Source organism: Listeria sp. ILCC796, from assembly GCF_900186175.1.
GTDB lineage: Bacteria > Bacillota > Bacilli > Lactobacillales > Listeriaceae > Listeria > Listeria goaensis.
Genome location: NZ_FYBV01000002.1, coordinates 148,732 through 174,047 on the forward strand (window position 1 = coordinate 148,732; position 25,316 = coordinate 174,047).

Genomic DNA, 25,316 nt, shown 5'->3' on the forward strand with positions numbered 1-25,316 from the left:
AACCTAAAAATTTTAGGTGCATCTTTTGAAAAATCTATTATAATGATAAGAGTAGTTAGTCCTTTTTATAAAAAGATTATCTATTCATACATCCCTTTTTATCTAAAATACCCACAGATTTTAGATAAACAAAAACGCGTCTTTTTCCGGACGCGTTTTTTTTATTTGAAAAATCGTAACATAAAGGCTCGAATAAAATGGAAGTATGGGTACACGCTAATGAGGAGTGGTACATAAATCATTGCCATGCTCACATTCCAAATTGGTGCAAGTGAGAAGAATTGTCCTGCGAATAAGAACAGGCAAACGAATGCTGTCATCAAGAGTGTAATCAATACTTTAATTTTAAAATCAAATGGCTTCGCAACTGTAATTAATGTAGTGAAACATACAGCTCCGGTTAAAAGAACATTAATCGTCGAAGTTTGTTCAAATGTAAGGTGAACAAGTTGCCCGAGTAGCATGGTAACGATGATATACGTTACTACAGCAAATGCGGCTGGGAAAGCATTGTGCAAGACTTTCTTTAAAAATTCACCTTGAATACGTTTGTAATTCGGCTTAATCGCTAAGAAAAAGGACGGAATACCGACTGTTAGCGATGAAATCGGGCTAAGCTGAATGGGCTGAAACGGGTATTTGCTGTTGACGAACGTGAAGATGATGGTCAAAATAACCGAATAAATCGTTTTAATTAGATAAAGCGATGCCACTCGTTCAATGTTATTAATCACTCGGCGCCCTTCTTTTAGCACGTGAATCATGGAATCAAAATTATTATCTAATAGCACAAAATCGGCGACACTCGTTGTTGCATCGCTACCTTCTGCCATCGCGATACTACAATTCGATTCTTTAAGGGCAAGCACATCATTTACTCCGTCACCCGTCATGGCTACCGTATGTCCTTCGCTTTGGAAAGCTAAGATGAGCTGTTTCTTCTGATGCGGCGTCACCCGGCCAAAAACCGTAAATTCCCGCACGAGCTCCGCGAAATCAGCCCCTTCGCCTACTCGGCTCATATCAATAAAGCGGTCGCCATTTTCAATTTCAGCTTGCATCGCAACGTTTGAAACGGTGACTGGATTATCACCTGAAATCACACGAATGGATACGCCCTGTTCTTTAAAATAGCGAAACGTATCGCGCGCTTCATTCCGAAGTTCATCGGCAACTAAAACATGTCCAACAAGTTGCAAATCAGTAGGTTCCGCCTGGAAACTGCCTGCCTTTTTAGCCAAACATAAAACGCGGTATCCTTTTTCCGCAAAAGCTGTCACTTTTTCAGCGTGTTTCGGGTGCATCTCCCGAAAGACAAATTCTGGCGCTCCGATGATGTACGTGCCGCGATGGCCGAACGTAGCACCGCTCCATTTTCTATCGGAGGAAAACGGGATTTTCTCTGTGGCTTGCCAGCCCGGATTGTTTGGAAAAGCTTTTTGGAGTGCGAGGCTTGTCGCATTGTTATCGTTTAAAGCATATACAATTGCCGCGATGGCTTCATCCATTTCTGCTACCGTATAATTGTGTTCAGGTAAAACATCGGTAACATTTAGGTTTCCGTTTGTAATGGTCCCCGTTTTGTCGAGGCAAAGGACATCTACCCGCGCAAGCGTTTCAATGGCAGGCATTGTTTTCACTAAAACGCGATGCTTTGCCAAATTGATGACGCCAACTGCAAGCGCAATGGAAGTTAATAGGACGAGACCTTCTGGAATCATGCCAATCATTGCGGCGGCGGTGCCTAAAATAGAGGCATTTATATCGCCACTTTTTGAGAGTTGTGAGAAAAACAAAATTAGTCCAAGCGGAATAATAATGAATGTTAAAATTTTGATGATGGTTTTAATCGAACGAAGCAACTCACTATAAACGGTTTTTTCTTGTTTCGCTTCCAGTGACAATTTGGAGATGAAGCTTTCCGCACCAATTGCCGTCGCCTGAACGTATGCGCGCCCGCTAATGATAAAGCTACCGGACATAATTTCATCGTTTTCGGTCTTTCGAACGGCATCGGCTTCGCCCGTAAGTTGCGATTCATCTACTTCAAGACCAGTTGTTTCAAGTACAATTCCGTCGGCGCAAACTTGGTCGCCTGCTGCTAGTACCATCACGTCGTCTTGCACTAAATCAGGCTGCTCGACGAGATTTTCCACGCCGCTACGCACAACTTTTACTTTGGCTTGCGTCAAAATCGTCAGTTTATCTACTTGCCTTTTAGCCCGAATTTCTTGAAAAATCCCCATCGCCGTATTGCAGAGCGCAACGCCTAGAAATAGGAGATTTTTATAACTGCCTGTGTAAATAATAAAGCACGCAATGGTCACATTGATTAAGTTAAAAAGCGTCAGTGTATTGTCAGCAAAAATGCGTTTAATACTTCTAGTCATTGGTTTTAAGGGATTATTTTTTCGTCCATCTAAAACACGCTCATTTACTTCATCTAGGGTTAACCCGGCGTGAGGATCTATTTTTCTATGGTTTATTTGCTCGTTTGTTTCCAAATCCGTCACATCCTTTCTCATCTTATACCCTTTTCTTCTTTAAAAATATCAGAAAGACGGCAATCTATCCATTTATTTTACTTACAAAATGTGACAATTTCGTAACTAAGACCCTTTTTTTAGGGTATATTTTAACTAATTCGAAACAGGAGATGAAAATATGAACCCAATTTATTTTAATCCATTCCCCGTTTTACTTACAGAGCGCTTTATTTTGCGGGCTTTAACAGATGCCGATATACAGCCACTTTTCGAGCTGAAGAGCAGTGCTATAGTCGCGAAATATACGGGTATTCCGCTCGATAAATCTTTGGAGGATACGAAAACTTTTATAAAAAAAATAAAAACGAATATTGCTCAAAATAAATCGGTTTATTGGGTGATTGAAGATAAAAAAACGCACACCTTTTTAGGGACGATTTGTTTGTGGAATATTAGTTTGGAAGAAGAATCGGCTGACGTCGGTTACGAACTTCTACCAGCATTTTGGAAGCAGAAAATCATGACCGAAGTTTTAACTGTTGTGATGGATTATGCTTTTAATGTCATCCGCTTTAAACAATTATATGCGGTCACAAACCCGCACAACACCGCGAGCATTCGCCTTTTAGAACGCCTCGACTTTGTGCGAAACGACGACCTAAACGATTTCGACCTGAGCGAATCTGGCGAAAAAATCCCACTTGTCTTTTATATCGCAACAAAAAAGGACCGCTCATAGCGGTCTCTTTTTTATTATTCTCCTTGCTCCATTTTCGCCTTTTTACGCGCTTCTCTTGCTAGTCGTCTTGCTTCACGTTCAGGGTCGACTGGTGCCTCAGAACGAGCAGCTTCACGTGCAAGTTTCCTAGCCGCGCGTTCGTCCGCGCTTGATTCTTTCTTTACTTCGCCCTCTTTTTTGCCGAAAATTTTATCCGTATCTAGCCCCGCCATGTTTGCATAGCGCTTAAAGCGGCGCAGTGCATCTTCCTTTGTGGCATTCGAGATGGAAAGCGCTGTGTCTGGATTCGCCTTATAAAGCGCCGAAAATCGCGTTTCACGTTTTAAAAAGTCATAAAACTGATCGAAATCTGGTTTTTTAAAGTCCATCACCATCGGATTTTTTCCTTTTTCAACGAGCTCTGGATTGTAGCGATATAAATTCCAGTAGCCGCATGAAACCGCCATATCCGTTTCCGTTAGCATCGTTTTCATGCCCGCTGAAATCCCGTGAGTGATACAAGGCGTATATGCGATGATGAGCGATGGTCCATCAAATTGCTCTGCTTCAAGGAAAGCTTTGATAAGTTGCTTTTTGTTTGCCCCCATGGCCACTTGAGCCACATACACATTACCGTAACTCATCGCCATAAAACCGAGGTCCTTTTTCCCCATACGCTTTCCAGAACTAGCAAATTTCGCGAGCGCCGACATTGGTGTCGCCTTAGACGACTGCCCGCCCGTATTCGAGTAAACTTCGTTGTCCATCACGAGCATATTCACATTTTCGCCAGACGCAAGCACGTGATCGATACCACCAAAGCCGATATCATAAGCCCAGCCATCTCCGCCGACCATCCACTGCGATCTTTTTATGAATAAATCGCGTTTGGCGTAAAGCGACTCAAGCTCTCTTTGACCATTCATTTCTGCTAGAAGGGCCAGTTGTAAGTTTTCCGCGCGTTCTCGCGTCCCTTCGCTTTCATGCATGCCGTCCCGCCATTCTGTGAGCGCCAAACGGAGATTGTCCGAAAGCGTATCTTGTTTGAGGACTCCGAGAACGTCGTGCAAGAGCGCCTCCCGCATCGTCTTGTTCGCGAGATGCATACCAAATCCGTATTCCGCATTATCTTCAAGCAACGAATTTGCCCATGCGGGGCCGTGCCCGTCAGCGTTCACCGTGTACGGCGTCGCCGGTGCTGATGCCCCCCAAATGGATGAGCAGCCTGTCGCATTGGCAATCATCATACGGTCGCCAAACAATTGCGTCAGAAGCTTCACATAAGGCGTTTCACCACAACCCGCACATGCCCCTGAAAATTCAAGTAGCGGCTTTTCAAATTGGCTGCCTGGAAGCGTTTCTTTTTTGCCAGGGTTTTTCTTCGGCGAAACTGTCATCGCGAAGTCCCAATTGCCTGCTTCTTTTTCCGTCATTTCTTCAAATGGCTTCATAACAAGCGCCTTATCTTTCGCTGGGCAAGCGTGCGCGCACAAATTGCAGCCCGTGCAATCCATTGGCGACACTTGAATGCGGTAATTCAAACCGTCTTTGCCGCGCATTTCGCGTGTTAAAAATCCAGCCGGAGCCGCCTCTTTTTCCGCTTCATTCACAAGAACTGGGCGAATAGCCGCGTGCGGACAAACGAAGGCACATTCATTACACATCGTGCAGTTTTCTGAAACCCATTCGGGTACTTCAAGCGCCACACCGCGTTTCTCGTAAGCCGCCGTACCTTGCGGGTAGCTACCGTCCACCATGCCGTTTGCAATCAGCGTACCGACCGACAGCGAATCACCTTCTAGACGGTTTACGGGCTCTAAAATGTGCTTCACATAAGCCGGTTTATCAGCATATCTAGGCGCAGGCTGTTCAGTTTCTGCTTTCCAAGACGCAGGGATTTCTACTTTGGTTAAATGCGTAAGCGTGTCGTCCATGGCACAAATATTTTTTTCTGCAACCGCCATATCTTTTTTCCCGTAGGTGCGAATGGCAGATTCTTTCAGTTCGCTGAAAGCCACATCAAATGGCAAGATGTTCGTCAGTTTAAAGAAGGCCGTTTGCATGACCGTATTCATACGACGTCCAAGCCCGGCATTCGCCGCGATTTTAATGGCATTTATCGTATAGAATTGGATATCATTTTCCGCCATGTAGCGCTTCATTTTGGCAGGTAAATGCCGCTCAAGTTGTTCGCCTTCCCAAACGGTATTTAATAAGAAAGTGCCGCCTGGTTTTAAGCCATCAAGTAAATCGTACTGGCTCACGTAAGACGCCGACGAGCAGGAAACAAAATTCGGCTTGGAAATTAAATATGCCGAACGAATTTTATTTTCGCCGAACCGAAGATGTGAGATGGTCAAGCCACCTGATTTTTTCGAGTCGTAGGAAAAATAGCCTTGCACGTTTAAATCCGTCTTATCACCAATGATTTTAATTGCCGCTTTATTCGCGCCAACCGTCCCATCAGAACCAAATCCGAAAAATTTACATTGGAACGTATTTTCATTCGTCAAATCCTTCGTTCCAATTGCCGGCAGCGACAAATGCGTCACATCATCGAAAATCCCAATTGTGAACCGTGGTTTTGGTGCCTCACTTTTTAGGTGCGAATAAACGCCCAGTATCTGGTCTGGGGTAACATCTTTTGAACCTAAACCGTAACGCCCACCAATGACGAGCGGCCGAGCTTTCGCATCGTAAAGCGCGCTTTGAACGTCTAGTAACAACGGCTCACCAGAAGCGCCTGGCTCCTTCGTTCTATCAAGCACTGCGACACGTTCGACTGTTTTTGGCATTTTTTCTAAAAAAACATCCGCTGGAAATGGTCGATACAGCCGAATATTTAGCAGGCCGACTTTCTTCCCTTCCCGCATGAGCTGATCGATAACTTGTTCCACAACTGGTGTTACAGAGCCCATCGAAACGATAACGTCCGTCGCTTCTTTGTCTCCGTAATAATTGACCAAATCATAATTCGTTCCACGTAGCGCGTTAATTTCGTTCATATAATCACGTACGATTGTAGGAATTTTCTCGTAATACTGATTGACGGTTTCACGTTGCTGGAAGAAAATATCTGGGTTTTGGTTGGATCCAGACGTTGTAGGACGATTGGGTGACATTGCTCGTTCGCGAAATTCGGCGAGGGAACTTTCGTCCAAAAGTGCTTTTAGTTCTTCGTATTCGAGCACTTCGATTTTTTGTAGTTCGTGGCTCGTTCTGAAGCCGTCGAAAAAGTTCATAAATGGCAGGCGACCTTTTAATGTGGCGAGGTGCGCGACTGCTGATAAGTCCATGACTTCCTGCACAGAGCCTTCTGCGAGCATTGCAAAGCCGGTTTGTCTGGCCGCCATGACATCGCTATGGTCCCCGAAAATGTTCAACGATGCAGCGGAAATCGTTCGCGCGGAAACATGGAAGACAGTTGGCAGTAATTCACCAGCTATTTTATACATGTTTGGAATCATCAGTAAAAGCCCTTGCGAAGCCGTATACGTACTAGTTAAAGCTCCGGCGCGTAATGAGCCGTGAACGGTTCCAGCCGCTCCTGCTTCTGATTGCATTTCAACTACTTTTACTTTTTCCCCAAATAAGTTTTGCTTACCAGCAGATGACCACTCGTCTACGAGCTCTGCCATTGTTGAGCTTGGCGTGATTGGATAGATTGCGGCAACTTCAGTAAACGCATAGGAAACATAGGCCGCAGCTGTGTTTCCGTCCATTGTTTTTTGTTTTCGCATGATTGCACTTCCAGTCTCTAATTTTTTGTTCAAACTTTATCATATCATTGTACACCAGTTTAGCCCAAGGCTCAATTGGCATTTTTTCCTGTTTTTAAAATGAATAGCTAAAAAAGAGCAAACTTAAATTTCGTAGTTTGCTCTTTTTTATTTTAACGTATCCCCATTGTATATGTTATGACTTGAGCCAAAGATTGGCTAACAATATTTTGGAATAACTCAGATAAAAAGACCGTCTTATTATTTTTCACAACAGCAACAAATTCTTTTTCATTTTGTTGGTTTGCTGCTTTTAAAGCTTCCAGACTAGCCTTTTTAACTTCCGAATCAATTTTAATTGCCTCAATCACTTTTTTTAATTCCGCTTGAATCTCTTTCCAATTATAACTTGTCTCTTTATTTATAGTATTTGAAGTTCTATTGTCATTTCCACTTATCGCACCTTGAATTGTACTTCCATGTGTATCTTTCACATTAACAGATGAATCATTGAAGCTATTTTTATTGTGCGAATTTATATTTGCATGTTTACTCGTTATAGAATATTTATCTCCATTTTCAATGGTCTGCTTCTCAATATTGATATCGTAATAAGCATTATTATTATTAAAAGCAAATTCAACTGCATCTCGCACTTGCTCTAAAAATTCTCGGCTATTAAAGTGGATTTGATAAACCTGTCCTGAATTCAAGTATAAAGTTAGGTACTGCTTGCTACTTGTATAATTATTATATATAGTCCACACATAAAAAGCTGAAATACCCGTTAGAATAACGCCTACGATAGGAACTGTAAAAAGTAAAATTAATGAAATGAGTATAAAGATAATCATAACAATAGGTATTTTAAACTTCTTCTTTCCCGAAAACAAATAAGAAATGTTGCTTAGTTGAATTGATATATCTGTAAACCTAAGCAAATTTTCTTTAATTAACATCTCTTCTGTAACAACCTCATTTACATTCGAATCTAACAAACCAGCTATATTATTTTTCATTTTACCCTCTCCCTTTTCTATTTACTTTTATTATACCAAACAGAAATAAGTATAATTTCGACATTTTTGTGAATAATTCTAGATATTTCAATTAAATAGTGAGTTTTTGTGTATATTTTCGACACTTTATTGAACTCTTGGCAAACAAAAAAACGACCCGCATATAAATAGCAGGTCGTTCGTCATGTTTATTTTTCTTCCAAAAACTCTTGAATTAATTCGTATGTTTCTTCTGCCGCAGCAGTTTCCGTGTTCATGAAATCATGCGGAACTTTTTCAAGACGTTTGGCGAAAACTGGTACGCCAGCGTCTTTTAATTTTTTGGCGTAAGCCTCACCTTGGTCACGAAGCGGGTCGTACTCCGCCGTCACGAGGAATGTTTTCGCCAAGCCGCTTAAATCTTTGCTACGAATTGGCGCTACAAGCGGATCATATTTCCGGTCAGTCGCATTCCGTAAGTATAGTTTAAAATACTTGTCGAGCGATTCTTTCGTAAGTACATACCCCTCACTAAATTCATCCATCGATGGGTATAAAACAGAAGCATCACGACTAAAGATATCCGTAGCCGGATAAAGTAAAATTTGCTTGCTGATTTCTGGCTGTCCTTTCGCTTTAGCAAGCTGGGCTACAACTGCCGCAATGTTTGCGCCTGTGCTATCGCCGGCCACAATGAGTTGCCCTGTTTTGTTTCGCAAGCTCGTCTTATGGCTAGCCGCCCAAAGAAGTGTCGCGTAAGCATCTTCAATAGCTGCTGGGAAAGGATTTTCTGGTGCCAAACGATAATCTACCGATACAACGCGTGCGCCTGTTTTTTGAACAAGTTTACGAGCAATTGTATCGTGCGTTTGCAGACCACCGGTAATAAATCCACCACCGTGGAAATAAATGATAATATCGTATGGACCTTCTTCTTGTGGCGTATAAATTCGCAGTGGAATTTTCCCACCTGGTCCATCAATTTTTTTATCTTCCGTGTCGCCAATTTCAATTTGTTTGGCTGCTGGAATCGCTTTTTCAGCAAGACGAATGTATTTATAACGAGAATCCACATCAGAAAGTGGCGCCTTCTTTTTCACGTAATCTTGCGCAGCTTCTTCTAAATTATCCAAAACTTTTGGATCGTAATCGCGTTTCCCAACTGCTTTTTTATAGATAAATAAAACAGCAAGAAGCGGTAATAAAATAATGCCGAAAGCAAGGATGCCTATCCATTTCAACGTATTTTTCAATTGCGCTCATCTCCTAATCAGTAATTTACTTTCTAAGTATATCAGGTTTATTTCAGTTAACCAATTATAACGCAACGTGGATTTTTAAACACCTGAATGAATAAAAATTAATTTTTTGTTGTAAAAATACATAATCAATGGTAATATATATTAAACAAAATGTATATTTATAAATAAAGGGGCTGTTAAAATGGTGAAGGAAAAAATTATTTTGGCTTATTCTGGTGGTTTGGACACTTCTGTAGCAATCAAGTGGCTCGTTCATTCAAATTATGATGTCATTGCTTGCTGTCTAGACGTTGGGGAAGGGAAAAACCTCGATTTTATTAAAGAAAAAGCTTTAGAAGTTGGGGCTTCTGCCTCTTACACGGTGGACGCAAAAGATGAGTTTGCGAAAGAATTTGCGTTGGTGGCGCTTCAAGCCCATGCCTACTACGAAGGGGAATACCCGCTTGTTTCGGCACTTTCAAGACCTTTAATCGCGAAAAAACTTGTTGAAATCGCCGAAAAAGAAGGGGCTTCTGCCATCGCGCATGGCTGTACGGGGAAAGGCAATGACCAAGTCCGTTTTGAAGTCGCAATCCATGCCCTAGCCCCGCATTTAAAAGTCGTTGCGCCCGTTCGTGACTGGAAATGGTCGCGCGAAGAAGAAATTGCCTATGCAAAAGAAAACGGGATTCCGATTCCAATTGACTTAGACAACCCGTTTTCTGTTGATCAAAATTTATGGGGCAGAAGCAATGAATGCGGTGTCTTAGAAAACCCGTGGACAGCCCCACCTGAAGCAGCATATGACCTAACTGCCTCACTTGAAAACGCGCCCGATGCGCCGGAATTCATTGAGATTGCGTTTAAATCTGGCGTGCCAATCGCGCTAAACGATGAAGAAATGGGGCTCGCGGATTTAATTCTTGCGCTGAACCAAATTGCCGGCAAGCACGGAATCGGACGCATCGATCATATCGAAAATCGCTTAGTCGGCATTAAATCACGCGAAGTGTATGAATGCCCTGGTGCCGTGACGCTAATCACCGCACATAAAGCGCTTGAAGACTTGACTTTCGTTCGCGAAATGGCGCATTTCAAACCGCTTATTGAGCAAAAAATCAGCGAAACCATTTATAACGGGCTTTGGTATTCGCCGCTCACAGAGGCACTGATCAGCTTCCTAAAAACGACACAGCAGTACGTAAACGGCGTTATCCGCCTAAAACTTTACAAAGGGCATGCCATTGTAGAAGGAAGAAAGTCACCTAATTCCCTTTATGATGAAAACTTGGCCACGTATACCTCGGCAGATACTTTTGATCAGGAGGCTGCAGTTGGTTTTATTAAGCTGTTCGGTCTGCCAACTAAAGTGAACGCAGAAGTGAATGCACAAAAAACCGCGATAAGCGAGGTGTGACGAATGGAAAAACTTTGGGGCGGCCGCTTTGAAGGCGTGAGCGAAGACTGGATTGATGCGTTTGGTGCATCGATTTCGTTCGACCAAAAACTCGCGGACGAGGATATTACAGGTAGCTTGGCGCATGTAAAGATGCTTGGTAAGACTGGGATTTTGCCAGCAGACGACGCCAAATTGATTATTTCTGGTTTGGAGTCACTGCGACATAAATTGCAGCAAGGAAAACTTCAGTTTACAACGCAAAATGAAGATATCCATTTAAATTTGGAAAAATTACTGCACGGCGAAATTGGTGCGACAGCAGGCAAGCTGCACACGGCGAGAAGTCGCAACGATCAAGTGGCAACGGATATGCATTTGTACTTAAAACGCGCGGTAAACGACATTTTAAAGGCGCTTAAACATTTAAAACTCGTGTTAATCCAAAAAGCAGAAGCGCATGTGGAGACGATTATGCCCGGCTATACGCATTTGCAGCACGCGCAGCCGATTTCGTTCGCCCATCACTTGCTCGCCTATCATGATATGTTTTCGCGTGACACGGAGCGCTTTCAAGAAAATCTAACGCGCATCGACTATTCACCGCTCGGAGCCGCCGCGCTTGCTGGCACAACTTTTCCAATTGATCGCCAATACAGCGCAGAGCTACTGGAATTTGAGAACGTCTATGAAAACAGTTTGGATGCCGTAAGCGACCGCGATTACATTATCGAGTTTTTAAGCCATTCGGCAATTTTAATGATGCATCTCTCGCGTTTTTGCGAAGAGCTTATTTTATGGACGAGCCACGAGTTTCAATTTGTCACACTAACCGATGCTTTTTCAACCGGCAGTTCTATCATGCCTCAAAAGAAAAACCCAGACATGGCAGAGCTTATTCGGGGGAAAACGGGACGAGTCTACGGGAATTTATTTTCGCTTCTTACAGTCATGAAAAGCCTCCCTCTCGCCTATAATAAAGACCTTCAAGAAGACAAAGAAGGCATGTTTGATACAGTGGAAACGGTGACGAACAGTTTAGCCATCTTCGCCGGAATGATTGATACGATGAGCGTAAACGAAAAAGGCATGCAAACAGCGACCGAAAAAGATTTCTCAAACGCGACCGAACTCGCCGATTATTTAGCTAAAAAAGGCGTGCCTTTCAGAGAAGCGCATGAAATCGTTGGAAAACTCGTTTTAGACTGCACGAAAAAAGGAATTTTCCTGCAAGATATCTCACTCGCAGATTACAAGGCCGTCTCGCCTCTTATTGAAGCGGATATATATGAAAGTCTAGCCTCGAAAACGGCTGTAGAAAAACGCACCTCTTACGGCGGAACTGGTTTCGATTCGGTGCGACAAGCGATAGAACGAGCGAAAGAAAAATAATAACGAATAGCGAGTCTCGGACATACAAAAAAACAAGCATAAATTTTGTTTTAAAAATCATATAACTTGCCTTAGAGTCCACTCCAACATTTATACTAAGAATGTAAAAATGGAGGAGGAATATAACATGAAAAACATCCAACTAAACAACGGGATTGAAATCCCAATTTTAGGATTTGGTGTATATCAAATTCCAAAAGAAGAAACTGCCGAAGCCGTTAAAAACGCAATTAAAGCTGGCTACAGACATATCGACACAGCGCAAAGTTATCTAAACGAACAAGAAGTTGGTCAAGGAATTGCCGCTTCTGGAATCCCTCGTGAAGAATTATTTGTGACAACAAAAATTTGGGTTCATAATGTTAGTTATGACGGTGTTATGAAATCCTACCAAGAATCGTTAGAGCGTCTGAGCCTTAATTACGTTGATTTATTACTCATTCATCAACCTTATAACGATATTTACGGCGCTTGGCGGGCAATGGAAGAATTACAGAAAAACGGTCAAGTAAAAGCGATTGGAGTTTCTAATTTTGCAGTAGAACGCGCCGTCGATTTAGCTGAATTCAATGCGGTCACACCTCAAGTCAATCAAATTGAAATTAACCCTTTCCAGCAGCAAACAAAAAACATTCATGCCCTCCAAGAAGAAGGAATTGCCGCCGAAGCATGGGCACCCTTTGCTGAAGGTAAAAATGATATTTTCAATCATCCCGTTTTAACAAAAATTGGGGGAAAATACGGAAAAAGCACCGCGCAAATTATTGTCCGCTGGCTAGTCGAACAAGATATCATTGTGCTAGCTAAATCAGTAAAATTAGAACGTATGATGGAAAATATCGATGTGTTTGATTTCTCACTAACGGAGGAAGATAAAGAAGCCATTGCAACAATGAACATCGGTGAAAGCCAATTTTTCTCACATGCAGATCCATCTATGATTAAATGGATGGCGACACGAGAAATTGAAGGTATTTAATAGCAGAAATGAGGATTCGTAAATGAAAACTGTATATTTAATGCGTCACGGTCAAACACTTTTTAATGCACAGCATAAAATTCAAGGTTTTTGCGACTCCCCGCTAACACCAATAGGTATTAAACAAGCAAAAATAGCGCGTACCCATATAGAACGTAATAATATTATTTTGGATGAGGCTTATTCTTCAACGTCTGAAAGAGCCTGTGATACCCTTGAACTACTGACAGACATCCCTTATAAGCGTGTAAAAGGTTTACGTGAATGGAATTTTGGAACTTACGAAGGAGAGGGCGAACATTTAAATCCACCTCTTCCCTATCAAGATTTTTTCATCCAGTTTGGCGGTGAATCACAAATAGAAGTAGAAGAAAGAATCACAAAGACCATTACAGACATCACAAAAAACAGCCGCGAAGGCAACATTTTAATCGTCTCACACGGCGCCGCAATAGCCAACTTTTATCGTCACTGGGAACATACCAGCCCCGTTAAAAAGAAAGCCAAAATACAAAACTGCTCTTTGTTCAAATACCAGTATCACCAAAATCAATTTATTTTAGAAGAGATTATTGAACATGATTTCACTTCCATATAAAAGAAGAGAGCCACGGGGCTCTCTTCAGCTTGTAGAAGAGCTTTAAATTCACACCAAACAAAACGTACCACGCAAAATCAGAGTGATGACAAATGGTGAGATTCTAGGCAAAACCGAGTACCGCACCGGAACGTACTCGAGTACGTGAGGAGCGGAACGGAGGTTTTAACGACGAAGATCGCCGTTTGTCATCACTCTGAAGAGAGCCTCCTCTGGCTCTCTTCTTTTATTCAACCACCAAATTCCCCGCAACACGTTTTGCCTCGCGCATCATATCTTGAATGACTTCCGCGCACGGTTTAATATCCGTTATCATACCCGTAATTTGACCGGCCATGATGGAACCGTTTTCCGTGTCGCCTTCTAAAACCGCTTTTCTTAGCGAGCCAAGCGTCAATGCTTCTAGGGCATCGCGGTCAACATTTTCTTCTTCCAAACGCAAGTATTCTTTAATCATTTTGTTTTTAATCGAACGCACAGGCGCGCCCGCTTTTCTACCCGTGACCGTCGTATCGCGATCACTTGCCTTTAACATCGCAGCTTTGAAGTTAGGATGTACAGGGCATTCATCTGTGGCTAAAAAGCGGGTCCCAACCTGAACGCCTTCTGCGCCAAGCGCAAAACAAGCCGCAATTCCCCGCCCGTCTGCAACGCCACCAGCCCCGACAACGGGGATATCGACAGCATCTACAATTTGCGGTAACAAGGCCATCGTCGTCGTTTCGCCGACATGCCCACCAGCTTCCGTGCCTTCCGCAATAATCGCATCCGCTCCAAGCTTCGCCATCCTTTTAGCAATCATGACAGACGGCACAACTGGCATCACAATTATGCCCGCTTCTTTCCAAATCGGCATGAAACTTTTTGGTGTGCCAGCGCCTGTTGTAATTATTTTAACGTCCTCTTCAATTAAGACGTCCGTAAGTTCCTGAATATTTTCCATCATTAGCATTAAATTAACGCCAAATGGCTTATCCGTGAGCGCCTTCGTTTTCTGAATTTCAACCCGCAAATCATCCGCGCTCATTCCGCCAGACGCAATGATGCCAAGCCCGCCGGCGTTTGATACGGCAGAAACTAGGGGTGCCTTCGCAATTTGCGCCATCGCACCTTGAATGATGGGGTATTTAATTCCCAGTAAAGTTGTAATTGACATAGTAATCCTCCAAATGTGTGTTTGCTCACATTATACCAAAAATATGGTCGCTTTAAAACTCTCTTTCGTACGTTTGAACGGCTAAAATCACACAGCCCGTAATGCCCGCATCATCTTCTAAAAGCGGCGGAACGATATACTCATCAAGCGCTGGTAGTTGCACGTATTGATTCATGAGGCCTTTGAGCTTTTGACGTACAAGTGGGAACAATTGGCGCTGTTTCATGACGCCGCCACCTAAAATAATTCGCTCAGGCGAAAGAATTAAACTGTAATTCATAACAGCCTGCGCCAAATAATGCGCTTCTAGGTTCCAGACTTCTTCGTTCTCAGCAAGCAAGACGCTTTTTTGCCCCCAACGTTTTTCAATAGCACCACCTGCCGCGAGTCCTTCCAAACAGTCATCGTGTGAGGGACAATTTCCTGTGAAACGGTCGTGTTTATGGCGTTTTACCATGATATGCCCCATTTCCGGGTGCGAAAATCCTTCTAAAATTTCGCCGCGAACGACTGCTCCCCCGCCGATTCCAGTGCCGATTGTCACATAAATACAACTGCTTAATCCTTTCGCCGCGCCAAGTGTCACTTCACCAAGTGCCGCCGCGTTTACGTCGGTTGTAAAGCCCATCGGTACACTAAACTCCGCTTTAAGCGCCCCAATAATATTGTAGTTTCGCCAAGCAAGTTTTGGCGTATGCGTGATGTAACCGTAAGTTGCGCTGTCTTTCCGAATGTCAATAGGACCAAACGAGCCGACACCAATTGCTTTTAAATCGCTTTCATATTGTTTGAAAAATTGAATCACTTGTTGCATCGTTTCTGCGGGTTCCGTTGTTTTGTAAGTTTCTCGTTTAATAATTCGACCTTTTTCATCGCCAACCGCAACAACAAATTTTGTACCACCTGCTTCAATCGCTCCAAAAACCATCATTCATTTCCTCCTATGTAAAACGTTTTCAAATACATCTTACCTCATTTTTCTAAAAACACAAGATTATTTTTAGAAAATTAGCGTTTTAGATTCTTTGTACCTAAAAAGTCAGATAATTTAATTTAAAAATTACCGCCGAAAAACCGTTTTTACGAGCCGATCATATTGGGCAAAAAAAGCTGGTGCTTCATCTTTTGAAATTCCGTTATACATCACTTCCGCAACACTCATATAATACCATTTCTGCTCGCTGTAACCACGTTTAAAATACGTCCACACTTGATTTCCTTCAGAGCTAAGGGCATATTTAATTGAGGTTAGATTATCTAATTTATCGGCAACAATTAAGGATTTCACCTCTAGGTCGCCTGTTTCGACGACATGAATGGTATGACTTTTCCGATTTTCCCAAGAAAGCGATTTATCCTCCGTATGAGCCGCAACAAGTCTAGCTACCTTTCCCCCGAATTCTCGTTCAATATCCGCTATCGTAAGCGCCGTGTCTTCGGCTGCATCATGAAGAAGCCCAGCAACGACAACGTATTCAGGCAGCTGAGCCTGACGCAAAATGCGCGCAACGTTTAGTGGGTGCGAAAAGTACTTTTCACCAGTAATTTTACGTTTTTGTCCTTCATGAGCTTCTCTAGCCATTTTTACAGCTTTTTCATACATCTGTCATCATCCTCATTCTGTACTAAATAAGACGCGAGCGATTGCTGCGTCTTACCCTTTTATTTATGAAACGTAATTTTGCGTCCGTTTAATTCTTGAATCGGGCGGTTTGTGCCACCGATTACTTTTTCCAGTGCCTTATGCGCCACGTGCCCAAATACACGTCTGTTTTTAAGCACAATCCACGTAATCCCTTCCACAGTTGGCGGCGTAGTTAGCGACCCTTCATAAGAGAAAAAGGCTTTTTCTTCTGGTAAAAAGTCGTCAACATTTAGTGTCAGCTCACGCTCGACGCCAAATTCCTTGAAAACTTCTGGAAAAGCACGTCTGACGTTCGTTAAATCGATGGAAATGTTCGTGCCAACTTCCATAAAAGCCCCAATAACCAATTTCTCACCGCGCGCATTTTCATGAACGAAGTGCCACTCAATTGGGTAGCTTTCTCCGTCTAAATGGTGCTCACTTGGCATGTGCGCATGGAAAGCTTGGAGCGTATATTTATCATCACGGAATGTCACATATTGATTATCTTCGTGCGGAAAAAGATGCACGGAATTTTCAACACGTTTCATTGTGAAATTTGTATTTGTGTAGTGAAAATCAATTGGATTTCCTTCTACGCTTTGAACTTCTTCTGTCTGAATATTAATTGGCGATTGCTTTTCCCCAGTTTGCGCTATTTCAAAATCGGAACAAATATGTCCCCAATTTGCAGGTCCTTTTTCGCCTTTGTACGACCAATTTATCTCATAAGCAGGCATAAATATCCCCCATTTCTAAAGAACTTACAAGTATTGTAGCAAAAAAGTTTACTAATTTACAATTCGCATGCTCTAACTTTTCACAAAAAAGACATACACTTGAGTAAAAAGCAGTCATTTTAAAGGTATTTTACCGCATATCTTTCATGCAACTTAAAATACAAAAAAACGCAGGGCCAAATAATTTGACCGCTGCGTTTCTTATTTTTCTATTTCAATAATGGCGTCTTTAACCGCTTTTTTTATAACAAAATAGCCAGATCTGTAATTTCTCTCTTCTCTGTGTAGTTTACAGGTTTTTACTTCCGGTACATCTTAAACTCCAAAAATAGTTCATTATAATGCGAAAGCATGCGCTTGCCGAGGTTGTCGTAAACTTCTAAATTATCAAGTTCATTCATATCTGGGTAAAAGCGCTTATCTTGTGAGATTTCTTTCGGTAAAAGTTTAATGGCTGCCTCGTTTGGCGTCGCATAGCCGACATATTCCGCGTTAATTGCGGCGTTTTCCGGTTTTAACATGAAGTTGATGAATTTATGTGCGCCGTCTACATTTTTAGCAGTCTTTGGAATAACCATGTTATCAAACCACAAATTGGATCCTTCTTTCGGAATGACGTAATCTAAATCTTCATTCTCACTCAGCATTTCGGAAGCTTCGCCTGAAAATGTAACAGCCACGCCAGCCTCATTATCGGCCATCAAAAGCTTGATTTCATCTCCAACAATCGCCTTCACATTTGGCGTCATTTTTTTCAACTTCTGAAGGGCTTCTTGTAGATGTTCCTCGTTTGTGTCGTTTAGCGAGTAGCCGAGGCTATTTAAGCCGAGCCCCATGACTTCACGCGCACCGTCAATGAGTAGAATCTGGTTTTTTAGTTCTGGATCCCAGAGCGAATCCCAATTATCAAAGTTTTTATCCGGAAACATTTTTTTGTTGTAAATTATGCCGAGTGTGCCCCAAAAATATGGCATGGAATACTCGTTATTTTCATCAAATGAAAGGTTCATAAACCGCTGATCTAAATATTTTTCGTTTGGCAGTTTAGTGTGGTCAAGCGGAATAAGCAAGTTCTCCTGCTTCATTTTATTGATGGCATAATCACTTGGCACCGCGATATCAAACGTTGTGCCGCCTTGTTCGATTTTTGTCATCATCGCTTCATTCGAATCGAAAGTTTGATAAATGACCTTCAAGCCAGTTTCTTTTTCAAATTTTTTGATTAAAGTAGGGTCAATATAGTCGCCCCAGTTATAAATCGTAAGCGTATTCCCGCCTGCATACCCTTCGGAGCGATTCATCATTGTTGCTAAAATCATCATACCAAAAGCTAGAATGAGAACTGGAATGAAAATTTTTAGTAAAGCCTTCATTCTTTTGTCGCCCCCGATCGAATTCCTTTATTGCCATTTCTACGGTTAATGAAGTAATAACCGATGACGAGCAAAATGGTGAAGAGGAAGATTAGAGTGGAAAGCGCGTTAATTGATAAGGAAATCCCTTGGCGCGCGCGCGAATAAATTTCAACGGACAGCGTTGAGAAGCCGTTTCCTGTGACAAAAAAGGTGACGGCGAAATCATCGAGTGAATACGTGAGGGCCATAAAAAAGCCGGCAAGTACGCCTGGTGCAATGTATGGCAAAATCACTTTCGACAAGACGTTCCACTGACTGGCGCCTAAATCGCGAGCGGCATCGATGAGCGTTGGACTCATTTCTTGTAGTTTCGGCAAGACCATCAAAACGACGATAGGAATACTGAAAGCGATGTGTGAAACTAAAACGGAAATGAAGCCTAGTCGAATACCTAAAATCGTGAAGAAAATTAGAAAACTTGCGCCAATTATAACGTCAGGGCTTACGATAAGGACATTATTTAAACTTAAAAGTGAGTTCTTACCAAATGGCCGAGGCATAAATTTAATCGCCAGTGCGCCGCAAACGCCGATAGCCGTTGCAATGACCGATGAAAGTAACGCGATAACGAATGTGTTTAAGACGATAATTAGGAGTCTTGTATCGCTGAAAACTTCTTTGTAGTAGCCGAGCGTGAAGCCTTTAAAACCATGCATTGTGCCACCAGAATTAAACGAGTAAAACATTAAATAGAAAATCGGTGCATAAAGCAAAATAAAGACGATGATGAGATAAATGTTACCATAATTTCGCTTCTTCATTTACGGGCACCTCGCTTCCGTTTTGAGCCTGTTAAGAACATAATTAAAATCATTGCGATGATTAAAAAGACGCCGATTGTTGAGCCCATACCCCAGTCTTGTGTGACGAGAAAATGTTCTTCAATCGCGGTTCCGAGTGTGATGACGCGGTTCCCTGCGATGAGTCGGGTAATCATGAAAAGGGATAGTGCTGGTATGAATACGGCTTGGCAACCTGATTTTACCCCGTCAGCTGTCAGTGGCAAAATGACGCGCCGAAATGTTGTAAAGCTAGACGCTCCTAAATCCTTAGATGCTTGAATGAGCGATGGGTTGAGTTCTTCTAGCGCATTAAAAATCGGCAAAATCATGAATGGGATAAAAATATAGGTTGATACGAATAGGAAACTAAAATCGGTAAACAAAATTTGTTTTTGCCCGATGCCAATGAGTTCCAAAAATTGGTTGGCTGCGCCGTATGTGCCGAAAATCCCAATAAACGCGTAAGCTTTCAAGAGTAAATTAATCCATGTTGGCAAAATAATTAAAAGTAGCCACAGCTGTTTATGTTTGAGTTTTGTGAGTAAATAGGCTGTCGGATACGAAATCAAAAGTGTAAAAACTGTAATCAAAAACGCGTACCAGAAAGAACTTAGCGTCATTTTCATATAAACGGGTGTAAAAAAATGGACGTAATTGCCGAACGTAAAGTTGCCGTCCACATCGAAAAATGAGTAGTAAACGATGAGGAGAATTGGCGCGATGACGAACAGCACAATCCAGAGGACGTAAGGGACGAGATACATGTTTCTTGCGCGTCTGGTCATTACTCTACCTCGTCGTAGCTCTCTAGGCGTTTGTCGAATTCTGCTTCGGTTTCACCTAGTCGCATGACGTGAATGGCTTCGGCATCAAAGGTTAAACCGATTTCATCGCCAATTTTTGCTTTTTTAGTTGTATGCACGAGCCATTCGTTGCCGTCTACATCGATACAACCCATTTCATAGTGCACACCTCTAAATAAAAGCCAGTCTACCTTGACGCGAAGCTGTCCTTTATCGGCGGCGGTAATTTCCAAGTCTTCTGGACGAATGACGATTTCCACGGTTTCGTTTGGGTTAAAACCTTGGTCGACACATTCAAAATGACGGCCGACAAATTCGACTTCGAAGTCTTGAATCATTTTTCCAGGGACGATGTTCGATTCGCCAATAAAATCCGCCACAAAGCGATTAATTGGCTCGTCATAAATATCAATCGGCGTCCCGCTTTGCTGGATCTCCCCTTTATTCAAAACAAAGATTTCGTCACTCATGGCAAGCGCCTCTTCCTGATCATGCGTAACGAAAATGAACGTAATGCCTAGACGGCGTTGCAGGTCGCGAAGCTCGTATTGCATTTCCGTCCGCAGCTTTAAGTCGAGCGCGGAAAGTGGCTCGTCGAGAAGAATAACTTCTGGCTCGTTGACAATAGCTCGGGCGATGGCAACACGTTGACGCTGGCCGCCACTCATTTCACTGATTTCGCGTTTTTCGTAGCCGGAGAGATTGACGAAACGAAGCGCTTCTTTTACTTTCTCGTCGATTACCTTTTTCGCTAATTTTTTAATTCTTAGCCCGAAAGCGACATTTTCATATACGTTTAAATGCGGGAAAAGCGCATAATCTTGAAAAACGGTATTAACTGGGCGCTTATTTGCTGGAATCGCATTAATTTTCTTTTCGTTTAAATAAATATCGCCGTCTGTTGCCTCTAAAAAGCCAGCAATGAGACGTAAAATCGTTGTTTTTCCGCAACCTGATGGTCCGAGCAGCGTGTAAAATTTACCTTTTTCTATTTCAAAGCTGACATTGTCCAAAACTGGCGCATCGTCATCAAATTGTTTCGTTACATTTTCAAAACGAATAATTGTATCTTGCACACGTCTTTCCTCCCTTACAAATACGAATCTGTTGCAACTAGAATGAGCGTTGCAGCTTCTTCTCCGTCATTCATTATTTGGTGTTCATCTGCTGCATGAAAATAAATCGTTTCATTTTGTTTTGCTTCATACGTTTTATCGCCTAGGAGAACTGTCACAGTCCCTTTCAACACATAAGCAAACGTTTCTGAAAGCGACGGTTCAAATTGCTTAAAGCAGCTTCTGGCGCTAATTTCGAGCAAAACAGGTTCCATCTCCTTTTCATTCGATTCCGGCACAAGCCACTCAATTCGGTAGCCTTTCTCCGTATCCTCATAAAAAGTCCGTTCCTCTTCACCATAAATCACCTTTTGCTGCCGCTCTTCTTCGTCAAAAAAATCTTTTGGTGATTGTCCTAAAACTTCCAAAATAGCGAAAAGCGTTTCGATGGAAGGTGAACTAAGATCACGTTCTAATTGCGAAATATACCCTTTCGTAAGATCCGTTCGCTCGCCTAGTTCTTCTTGCGTTAAATTTTTACTCAGTCGTAAATTTTTAATTCGATTTCCAATTTCCATCCGCGCATCTCCCTTTCGTGAAGTTTAGTTATTCTAAACTCTAAAGCACACTTGTTTAGTAAAATTAAACTTTAGGTTTAGTAACAGCAAGACTCATTATACAACAAAGCATTTTGAACTTCAATAGCTTTTTCAAATAAAAAAATCCCCGCCGAAAGTTAATCAAAAACTAACTCCCGAAAGGGATTTCACCATTAATATTGTCTAACACTCGCCGCCTTATAATTAGCCATAAACGCTTCAATTTCGGCAAAATCGTCGCTAAATAAAATGTTGGCGAGGTCTTCCGCCGTCAAAAAGCCATCTTCTACCATTTTGTTATAAAACATTTGCACGAAATCATAGTAGCCTCCGGCGTTAAAAAAGATACACGGATTTTGATGCTCACCAACTCGACCCCAAGAGACGACTTCTGAAATTTCTTCAAGCGTGCCCGGTCCGCCTGGAAGTGCTATATAAGCGTTCGCAAGTTGCATCATCTTCCTTTTCCGCTCATGCATATCCTTTGTAATGACAAGTTCCGTCAATTTGTCGTGGGCAATTTCACGGTCCACTAAAAATTGGGGCATCACACCATACACTTTTCCTCCAGCATTTAAAACTGTATTTGAGACAATGCCCATCAAGCCAACTTTGCCACCGCCATATACAAGACTATGCCCCGAACTGGCTAGCCACTCACCTAATTGTACGGCGCTTTCGGCATAAACCGCGTTTTCACCAACGCTAGCCCCGCAATAAACTGCAATATTCAACGTTATCTCTCCTTACGCCATTTCTTCTTCCACTGTATAGATTTCAAGCATATTTAGATTTTGCCTCAAATCACGCGCCAAATCACGTGAAATACTACCGTTTTCAAACATACTTTGAATGTTGTCGCGCTCCATTTGAATACCAAGCAATTCGATTTCGCGAACCTTTTGATTTGATTTCGGTCGTTCACTTGGACGCACACGATTCTCGCTAAGACGATCAAGGAACATTTTGTGTTCCGTAATAAGCGGACCAATTAAATCCGTATTGTCGTCCGTAATTTGTGATTTCAAAAGACGAATCGTTAACTTTTCGTTCTCCTCACGTAAAAGTTGCATTTCAGCAAAAGCCTCTTTTTGTTTTTCCTTCGTATTTCCAAGTTTTTGCTGCATCTTCTTAAATTTCTTCGGATGTAACACGAGCCGTAGCGCGCGTTTCGCAAACATCAAAAAAGTTTTAGTCCGCGCAAGGAATTTTTGTTTTAAAGCCGATTCCATCATACCAAGATAGCTTTCGTAGCGGTAAACTGTGCTCGCACTAACTTGTCCCTCATCGCGCATTTTTTTCATGTTCTCGCGTTCCCAGCCAATAATTTCAAGCCGCTTCGCTCTCTCTTCATCCGACATTTTATGATGGGCCTCACCTTGCTGAAGATCATGAATTCGACCGCGATATTCCTGCATAACAAGTTCAGTCACAGCCTTATTTTCCGGCGTAATCTGGGCGTGCAACCCGCGAATCACATTTCGCAAAATCTTAATTTGCACCGCACGGCTAAGCCGCAAATCCCCAACGTCCGCTTCGCCCCCACGCGCCAAAATCGGCAAAATAAACGTCGCAATCAGAAGCGAACAAAGAATTACACCCGAAGCGATAAAAATAAGTAAATCTCTTTGCGGGAAACGCTCGCCATTGTCTAAGAAAAAGGGAATCGATAAGGCGGTAGCAAGCGTCACAGCTCCCCGAACCCCAGAAAGGCTTGTCAATAAAGCCGTCCGTAACGCAGGTCGCTGCTTCGTTTTCCTCGCTTTCCGCGAGTGGTCAAATTGCCAAAAACCAAATACCCAAACAAAGCGTAATAAAATGAGCGCCGCCGTAATGAGTAAGATGTAAACCGTCACTTGCACATTACTAATACCCGAATCGCGCCAAACCACTTCCGCGATAGAAGGCAATTGCGTCCCTAAAATTAAAAAGACAAGCCCATTCAAAACAAATACAATTACAGACCACGTACTTTTTGAAACAACATTTAATTTCACTTGTTGCGGATCCATTTTCTTTCCTTCAACAGCGTGAACAACACCCGCAGCCACAACTGCTAAAATGCCCGAAACATGTAATTCTTCTGCGGCTAAATAAATTAAAAACGGGGTTAAAATTTGGATTAGCATATGAAACGTTACATCTTCCATGCCTAGTCCGCGCACCCATTTTAAAAATTGGAATTTCAGAAAACTAAGGATTAGCCCAACTAAAACGCCGCCAATCGAAATGACAAGAAAACTCCATGAAGCACTCAACAAACTAAATGTCCCCGTCACCATAGCTGCAATCGCAAATTGGAACGAAACAAGACCCGAAGCATCATTAATTAATGATTCTCCCTCTAATAAATTCATAATTCGTTTCGGCAAATGAATACGCCCTGAAAGTGATCCAACTGCAACTGCGTCAGTCGGCGCAAGAGATGCCGCCAGTGCAAAAGCCGCAGCTAGTGGAATAGTTGGAATCATCCAGTTCACAAAGTAGCCGATAATAAGTACAGTAGCAAAAACTAAACCTAGAGCCAGTACCAAAATTGGTGTCCGAAGTCGCCAAAGCGCTTTCTTATCCGTTCTTTTTCCATCATTAAAAAGAAGTGGTGCAATAAACATGACTAAAAACAATTCTGGATTAAGTTTTAGTTCTGCGCCAATCGGTAAGAGAGCGATTAATATACCGAGTCCAATTTGAATAAGTGGAACCGAAACAAATGGTATAAACCGGTTTAGTAAATTGGATATAAAAATAGCGACTAATAGTAGTAATACAAATAGAAATATCTCCAAATTACTTCTCCTCCTCTAGACACATTATGCATGAAAATACAAAAACGCGCAAACAATTAACCGAGTTAATCATTCACGCGTCAAACTAATTATTTTCTTCTTGTTCCAGTTTATATTTTTCAATTTCATCATTCAAATTCTTCATTTTATCATCAAGTTCCGTCACAATTTTCGCCGCCGCACGAAGCTCGTTTACTAAACGCTCCGGCGCCTCTTGTTTGTACTTATAATAAATCTTATGTTCTAAACTCGCCCAAAAATCCATCGCAACGGTGCGAATTTGAATCTCAACGACAATTTTTTCTACACGGTTTGTTAAGAAAATCGGTACCTCACATAATAAATGCAAACTTCTATAGCCATTCGGCTTCGGATGCGTAACGTAATCTTTTTCGCGTAAAATCTTCAAATCATTTTGGTTTTCAAGCATCTCTTTAATTTTAAAAATATCTGATACAAAAGAGCAACTCACACGTATCCCTGAAATATCGTGTACATGTTTGCGAGCGTTTTCTGGCGTAATATCCACTTGTTTCTTTTCGAGTTTTGCCCCAATACTTTCAAACGATTTCACACGCGATTTAATATGCTCCATCGGATTATAATCATGCAAAAACTGAAACTCTTCATTTAAAATTTTAAGCTTTGTATTGACTTCCTCAAGCGCAAAACGGTGCATTAACATGAGGTCCCGCCACTCTTTTAGTTCGTTTACTGAAGGTTGTTGTTCCACCACTTAATCTCCTCTCAAACTTCTCACCCTCTATGTTACTACATTTTCTCGGGAAGTAGTGCCAAAATGTAAAAAAACTTATATATTTCTCATGAG

General features: G+C 42.1%; 21 protein-coding genes. 5 read left to right on the forward strand and 16 right to left on the reverse strand.

Annotated features, from left to right (window positions below; translation table 11 throughout):
- Positions 1-161: 161 nt before the first annotated feature.
- The gene (locus CFS04_RS03435) at positions 162-2,525 is read right to left on the reverse strand and encodes a cation-translocating P-type ATPase (protein ID WP_088809217.1); all 2,364 of its coding nucleotides are present in this window, start codon (positions 2,523-2,525) and stop codon (positions 162-164) included.
- A gap of 139 nt (positions 2,526-2,664) precedes the next feature.
- Between CFS04_RS03435 and CFS04_RS03440 the strand changes: the two genes are divergently transcribed.
- A complete protein-coding gene (locus CFS04_RS03440) occupies positions 2,665-3,225 on the forward strand; it encodes a GNAT family N-acetyltransferase (RefSeq protein ID WP_088809218.1) in 561 nt (186 codons plus the stop codon).
- A gap of 14 nt (positions 3,226-3,239) precedes the next feature.
- On the opposite strand, the gene nifJ is transcribed toward CFS04_RS03440, so the two are convergent.
- The 3 genes from nifJ to CFS04_RS03455 all read right to left on the reverse strand — a co-directional run bounded on the left by nifJ (position 3,240) and on the right by CFS04_RS03455 (position 9,174).
- Positions 3,240-6,944, reverse strand: a complete 3,705-nt coding sequence (nifJ, locus tag CFS04_RS03445) for a pyruvate:ferredoxin (flavodoxin) oxidoreductase (RefSeq protein ID WP_088809219.1) — start codon at positions 6,942-6,944, stop codon at positions 3,240-3,242.
- Positions 6,945-7,096: 152 nt separating this feature from the next.
- The gene (locus CFS04_RS03450) at positions 7,097-7,942 is read right to left on the reverse strand and encodes a hypothetical protein (RefSeq protein ID WP_088809220.1); all 846 of its coding nucleotides are present in this window, start codon (positions 7,940-7,942) and stop codon (positions 7,097-7,099) included.
- Between the two features lie 188 nt (positions 7,943-8,130).
- Complete coding sequence (locus tag CFS04_RS03455; RefSeq protein ID WP_088809221.1) at positions 8,131-9,174, reverse strand: alpha/beta hydrolase; 1,044 nt, start codon at positions 9,172-9,174, stop codon at positions 8,131-8,133.
- Positions 9,175-9,364: 190 nt separating this feature from the next.
- On the opposite strand from CFS04_RS03455, the gene CFS04_RS03460 reads away from it, so the two are divergent.
- The 4 genes from CFS04_RS03460 (at position 9,365) to CFS04_RS03475 (ending at position 13,527) form a co-directional block, all read left to right on the forward strand.
- Positions 9,365-10,579 (forward strand): argininosuccinate synthase, encoded by a 1,215-nt coding sequence (locus CFS04_RS03460; RefSeq protein ID WP_088809222.1) that lies wholly within the window; start codon positions 9,365-9,367, stop codon positions 10,577-10,579.
- 3 nt (positions 10,580-10,582) lie between these two features.
- The gene (gene argH, locus CFS04_RS03465) at positions 10,583-11,950 is read left to right on the forward strand and encodes an argininosuccinate lyase (RefSeq protein WP_088809223.1); all 1,368 of its coding nucleotides are present in this window, start codon (positions 10,583-10,585) and stop codon (positions 11,948-11,950) included.
- Positions 11,951-12,077: 127 nt separating this feature from the next.
- On the forward strand, positions 12,078-12,929 hold the full coding sequence (locus CFS04_RS03470; RefSeq protein ID WP_088809224.1) for an aldo/keto reductase: 852 nt from the start codon (positions 12,078-12,080) through the stop codon (positions 12,927-12,929).
- A 22-nt stretch (positions 12,930-12,951) separates the two neighbouring features.
- Positions 12,952-13,527 (forward strand): histidine phosphatase family protein, encoded by a 576-nt coding sequence (locus tag CFS04_RS03475; RefSeq protein WP_088809225.1) that lies wholly within the window; start codon positions 12,952-12,954, stop codon positions 13,525-13,527.
- Positions 13,528-13,753: 226 nt separating this feature from the next.
- Here the strand turns inward: CFS04_RS03475 and CFS04_RS03480 are convergent, their stop codons facing one another.
- The 12 genes from CFS04_RS03480 to CFS04_RS03535 all read right to left on the reverse strand — a co-directional run bounded on the left by CFS04_RS03480 (position 13,754) and on the right by CFS04_RS03535 (position 25,172).
- Positions 13,754-14,683, reverse strand: coding sequence for a nitronate monooxygenase (locus tag CFS04_RS03480; protein ID WP_088809226.1), 930 nt, complete (start codon positions 14,681-14,683; stop codon positions 13,754-13,756).
- A 52-nt stretch (positions 14,684-14,735) separates the two neighbouring features.
- Entirely contained in the window at positions 14,736-15,611 is an 876-nt protein-coding gene (locus tag CFS04_RS03485) for an ROK family protein (RefSeq protein ID WP_088809451.1), read from the reverse strand.
- A 132-nt stretch (positions 15,612-15,743) separates the two neighbouring features.
- Complete coding sequence (locus CFS04_RS03490; protein WP_088809227.1) at positions 15,744-16,286, reverse strand: HD domain-containing protein; 543 nt, start codon at positions 16,284-16,286, stop codon at positions 15,744-15,746.
- Positions 16,287-16,345: 59 nt separating this feature from the next.
- Positions 16,346-17,047 (reverse strand): carbonic anhydrase family protein, encoded by a 702-nt coding sequence (locus CFS04_RS03495; RefSeq protein ID WP_088809228.1) that lies wholly within the window; start codon positions 17,045-17,047, stop codon positions 16,346-16,348.
- A 299-nt stretch (positions 17,048-17,346) separates the two neighbouring features.
- Positions 17,347-18,420, reverse strand: a complete 1,074-nt coding sequence (locus tag CFS04_RS03500; protein WP_088809229.1) for an ABC transporter substrate-binding protein — start codon at positions 18,418-18,420, stop codon at positions 17,347-17,349.
- The gene (locus tag CFS04_RS03505; protein WP_088809230.1) at positions 18,417-19,223 is read right to left on the reverse strand and encodes an ABC transporter permease; all 807 of its coding nucleotides are present in this window, start codon (positions 19,221-19,223) and stop codon (positions 18,417-18,419) included. Before CFS04_RS03505 ends, CFS04_RS03500 begins: the two co-directional genes overlap by 4 nt.
- A complete protein-coding gene (locus CFS04_RS03510) occupies positions 19,220-20,029 on the reverse strand; it encodes an ABC transporter permease (protein WP_088809231.1) in 810 nt (269 codons plus the stop codon). Before CFS04_RS03510 ends, CFS04_RS03505 begins: the two co-directional genes overlap by 4 nt.
- Positions 20,029-21,123, reverse strand: coding sequence for an ABC transporter ATP-binding protein (locus tag CFS04_RS03515; protein WP_088809232.1), 1,095 nt, complete (start codon positions 21,121-21,123; stop codon positions 20,029-20,031). Before CFS04_RS03515 ends, CFS04_RS03510 begins: the two co-directional genes overlap by 1 nt.
- A gap of 14 nt (positions 21,124-21,137) precedes the next feature.
- Complete coding sequence (locus tag CFS04_RS03520) at positions 21,138-21,680, reverse strand: helix-turn-helix domain-containing protein (RefSeq protein WP_088809233.1); 543 nt, start codon at positions 21,678-21,680, stop codon at positions 21,138-21,140.
- A gap of 194 nt (positions 21,681-21,874) precedes the next feature.
- On the reverse strand, positions 21,875-22,435 hold the full coding sequence (locus CFS04_RS03525) for a TIGR00730 family Rossman fold protein (protein WP_088809234.1): 561 nt from the start codon (positions 22,433-22,435) through the stop codon (positions 21,875-21,877).
- A 12-nt stretch (positions 22,436-22,447) separates the two neighbouring features.
- On the reverse strand, positions 22,448-24,487 hold the full coding sequence (locus CFS04_RS03530; RefSeq protein WP_088809235.1) for a Na+/H+ antiporter: 2,040 nt from the start codon (positions 24,485-24,487) through the stop codon (positions 22,448-22,450).
- 85 nt (positions 24,488-24,572) lie between these two features.
- A complete protein-coding gene (locus tag CFS04_RS03535) occupies positions 24,573-25,172 on the reverse strand; it encodes a GTP pyrophosphokinase family protein (protein ID WP_088809452.1) in 600 nt (199 codons plus the stop codon).
- Positions 25,173-25,316 lie beyond the last annotated feature (144 nt).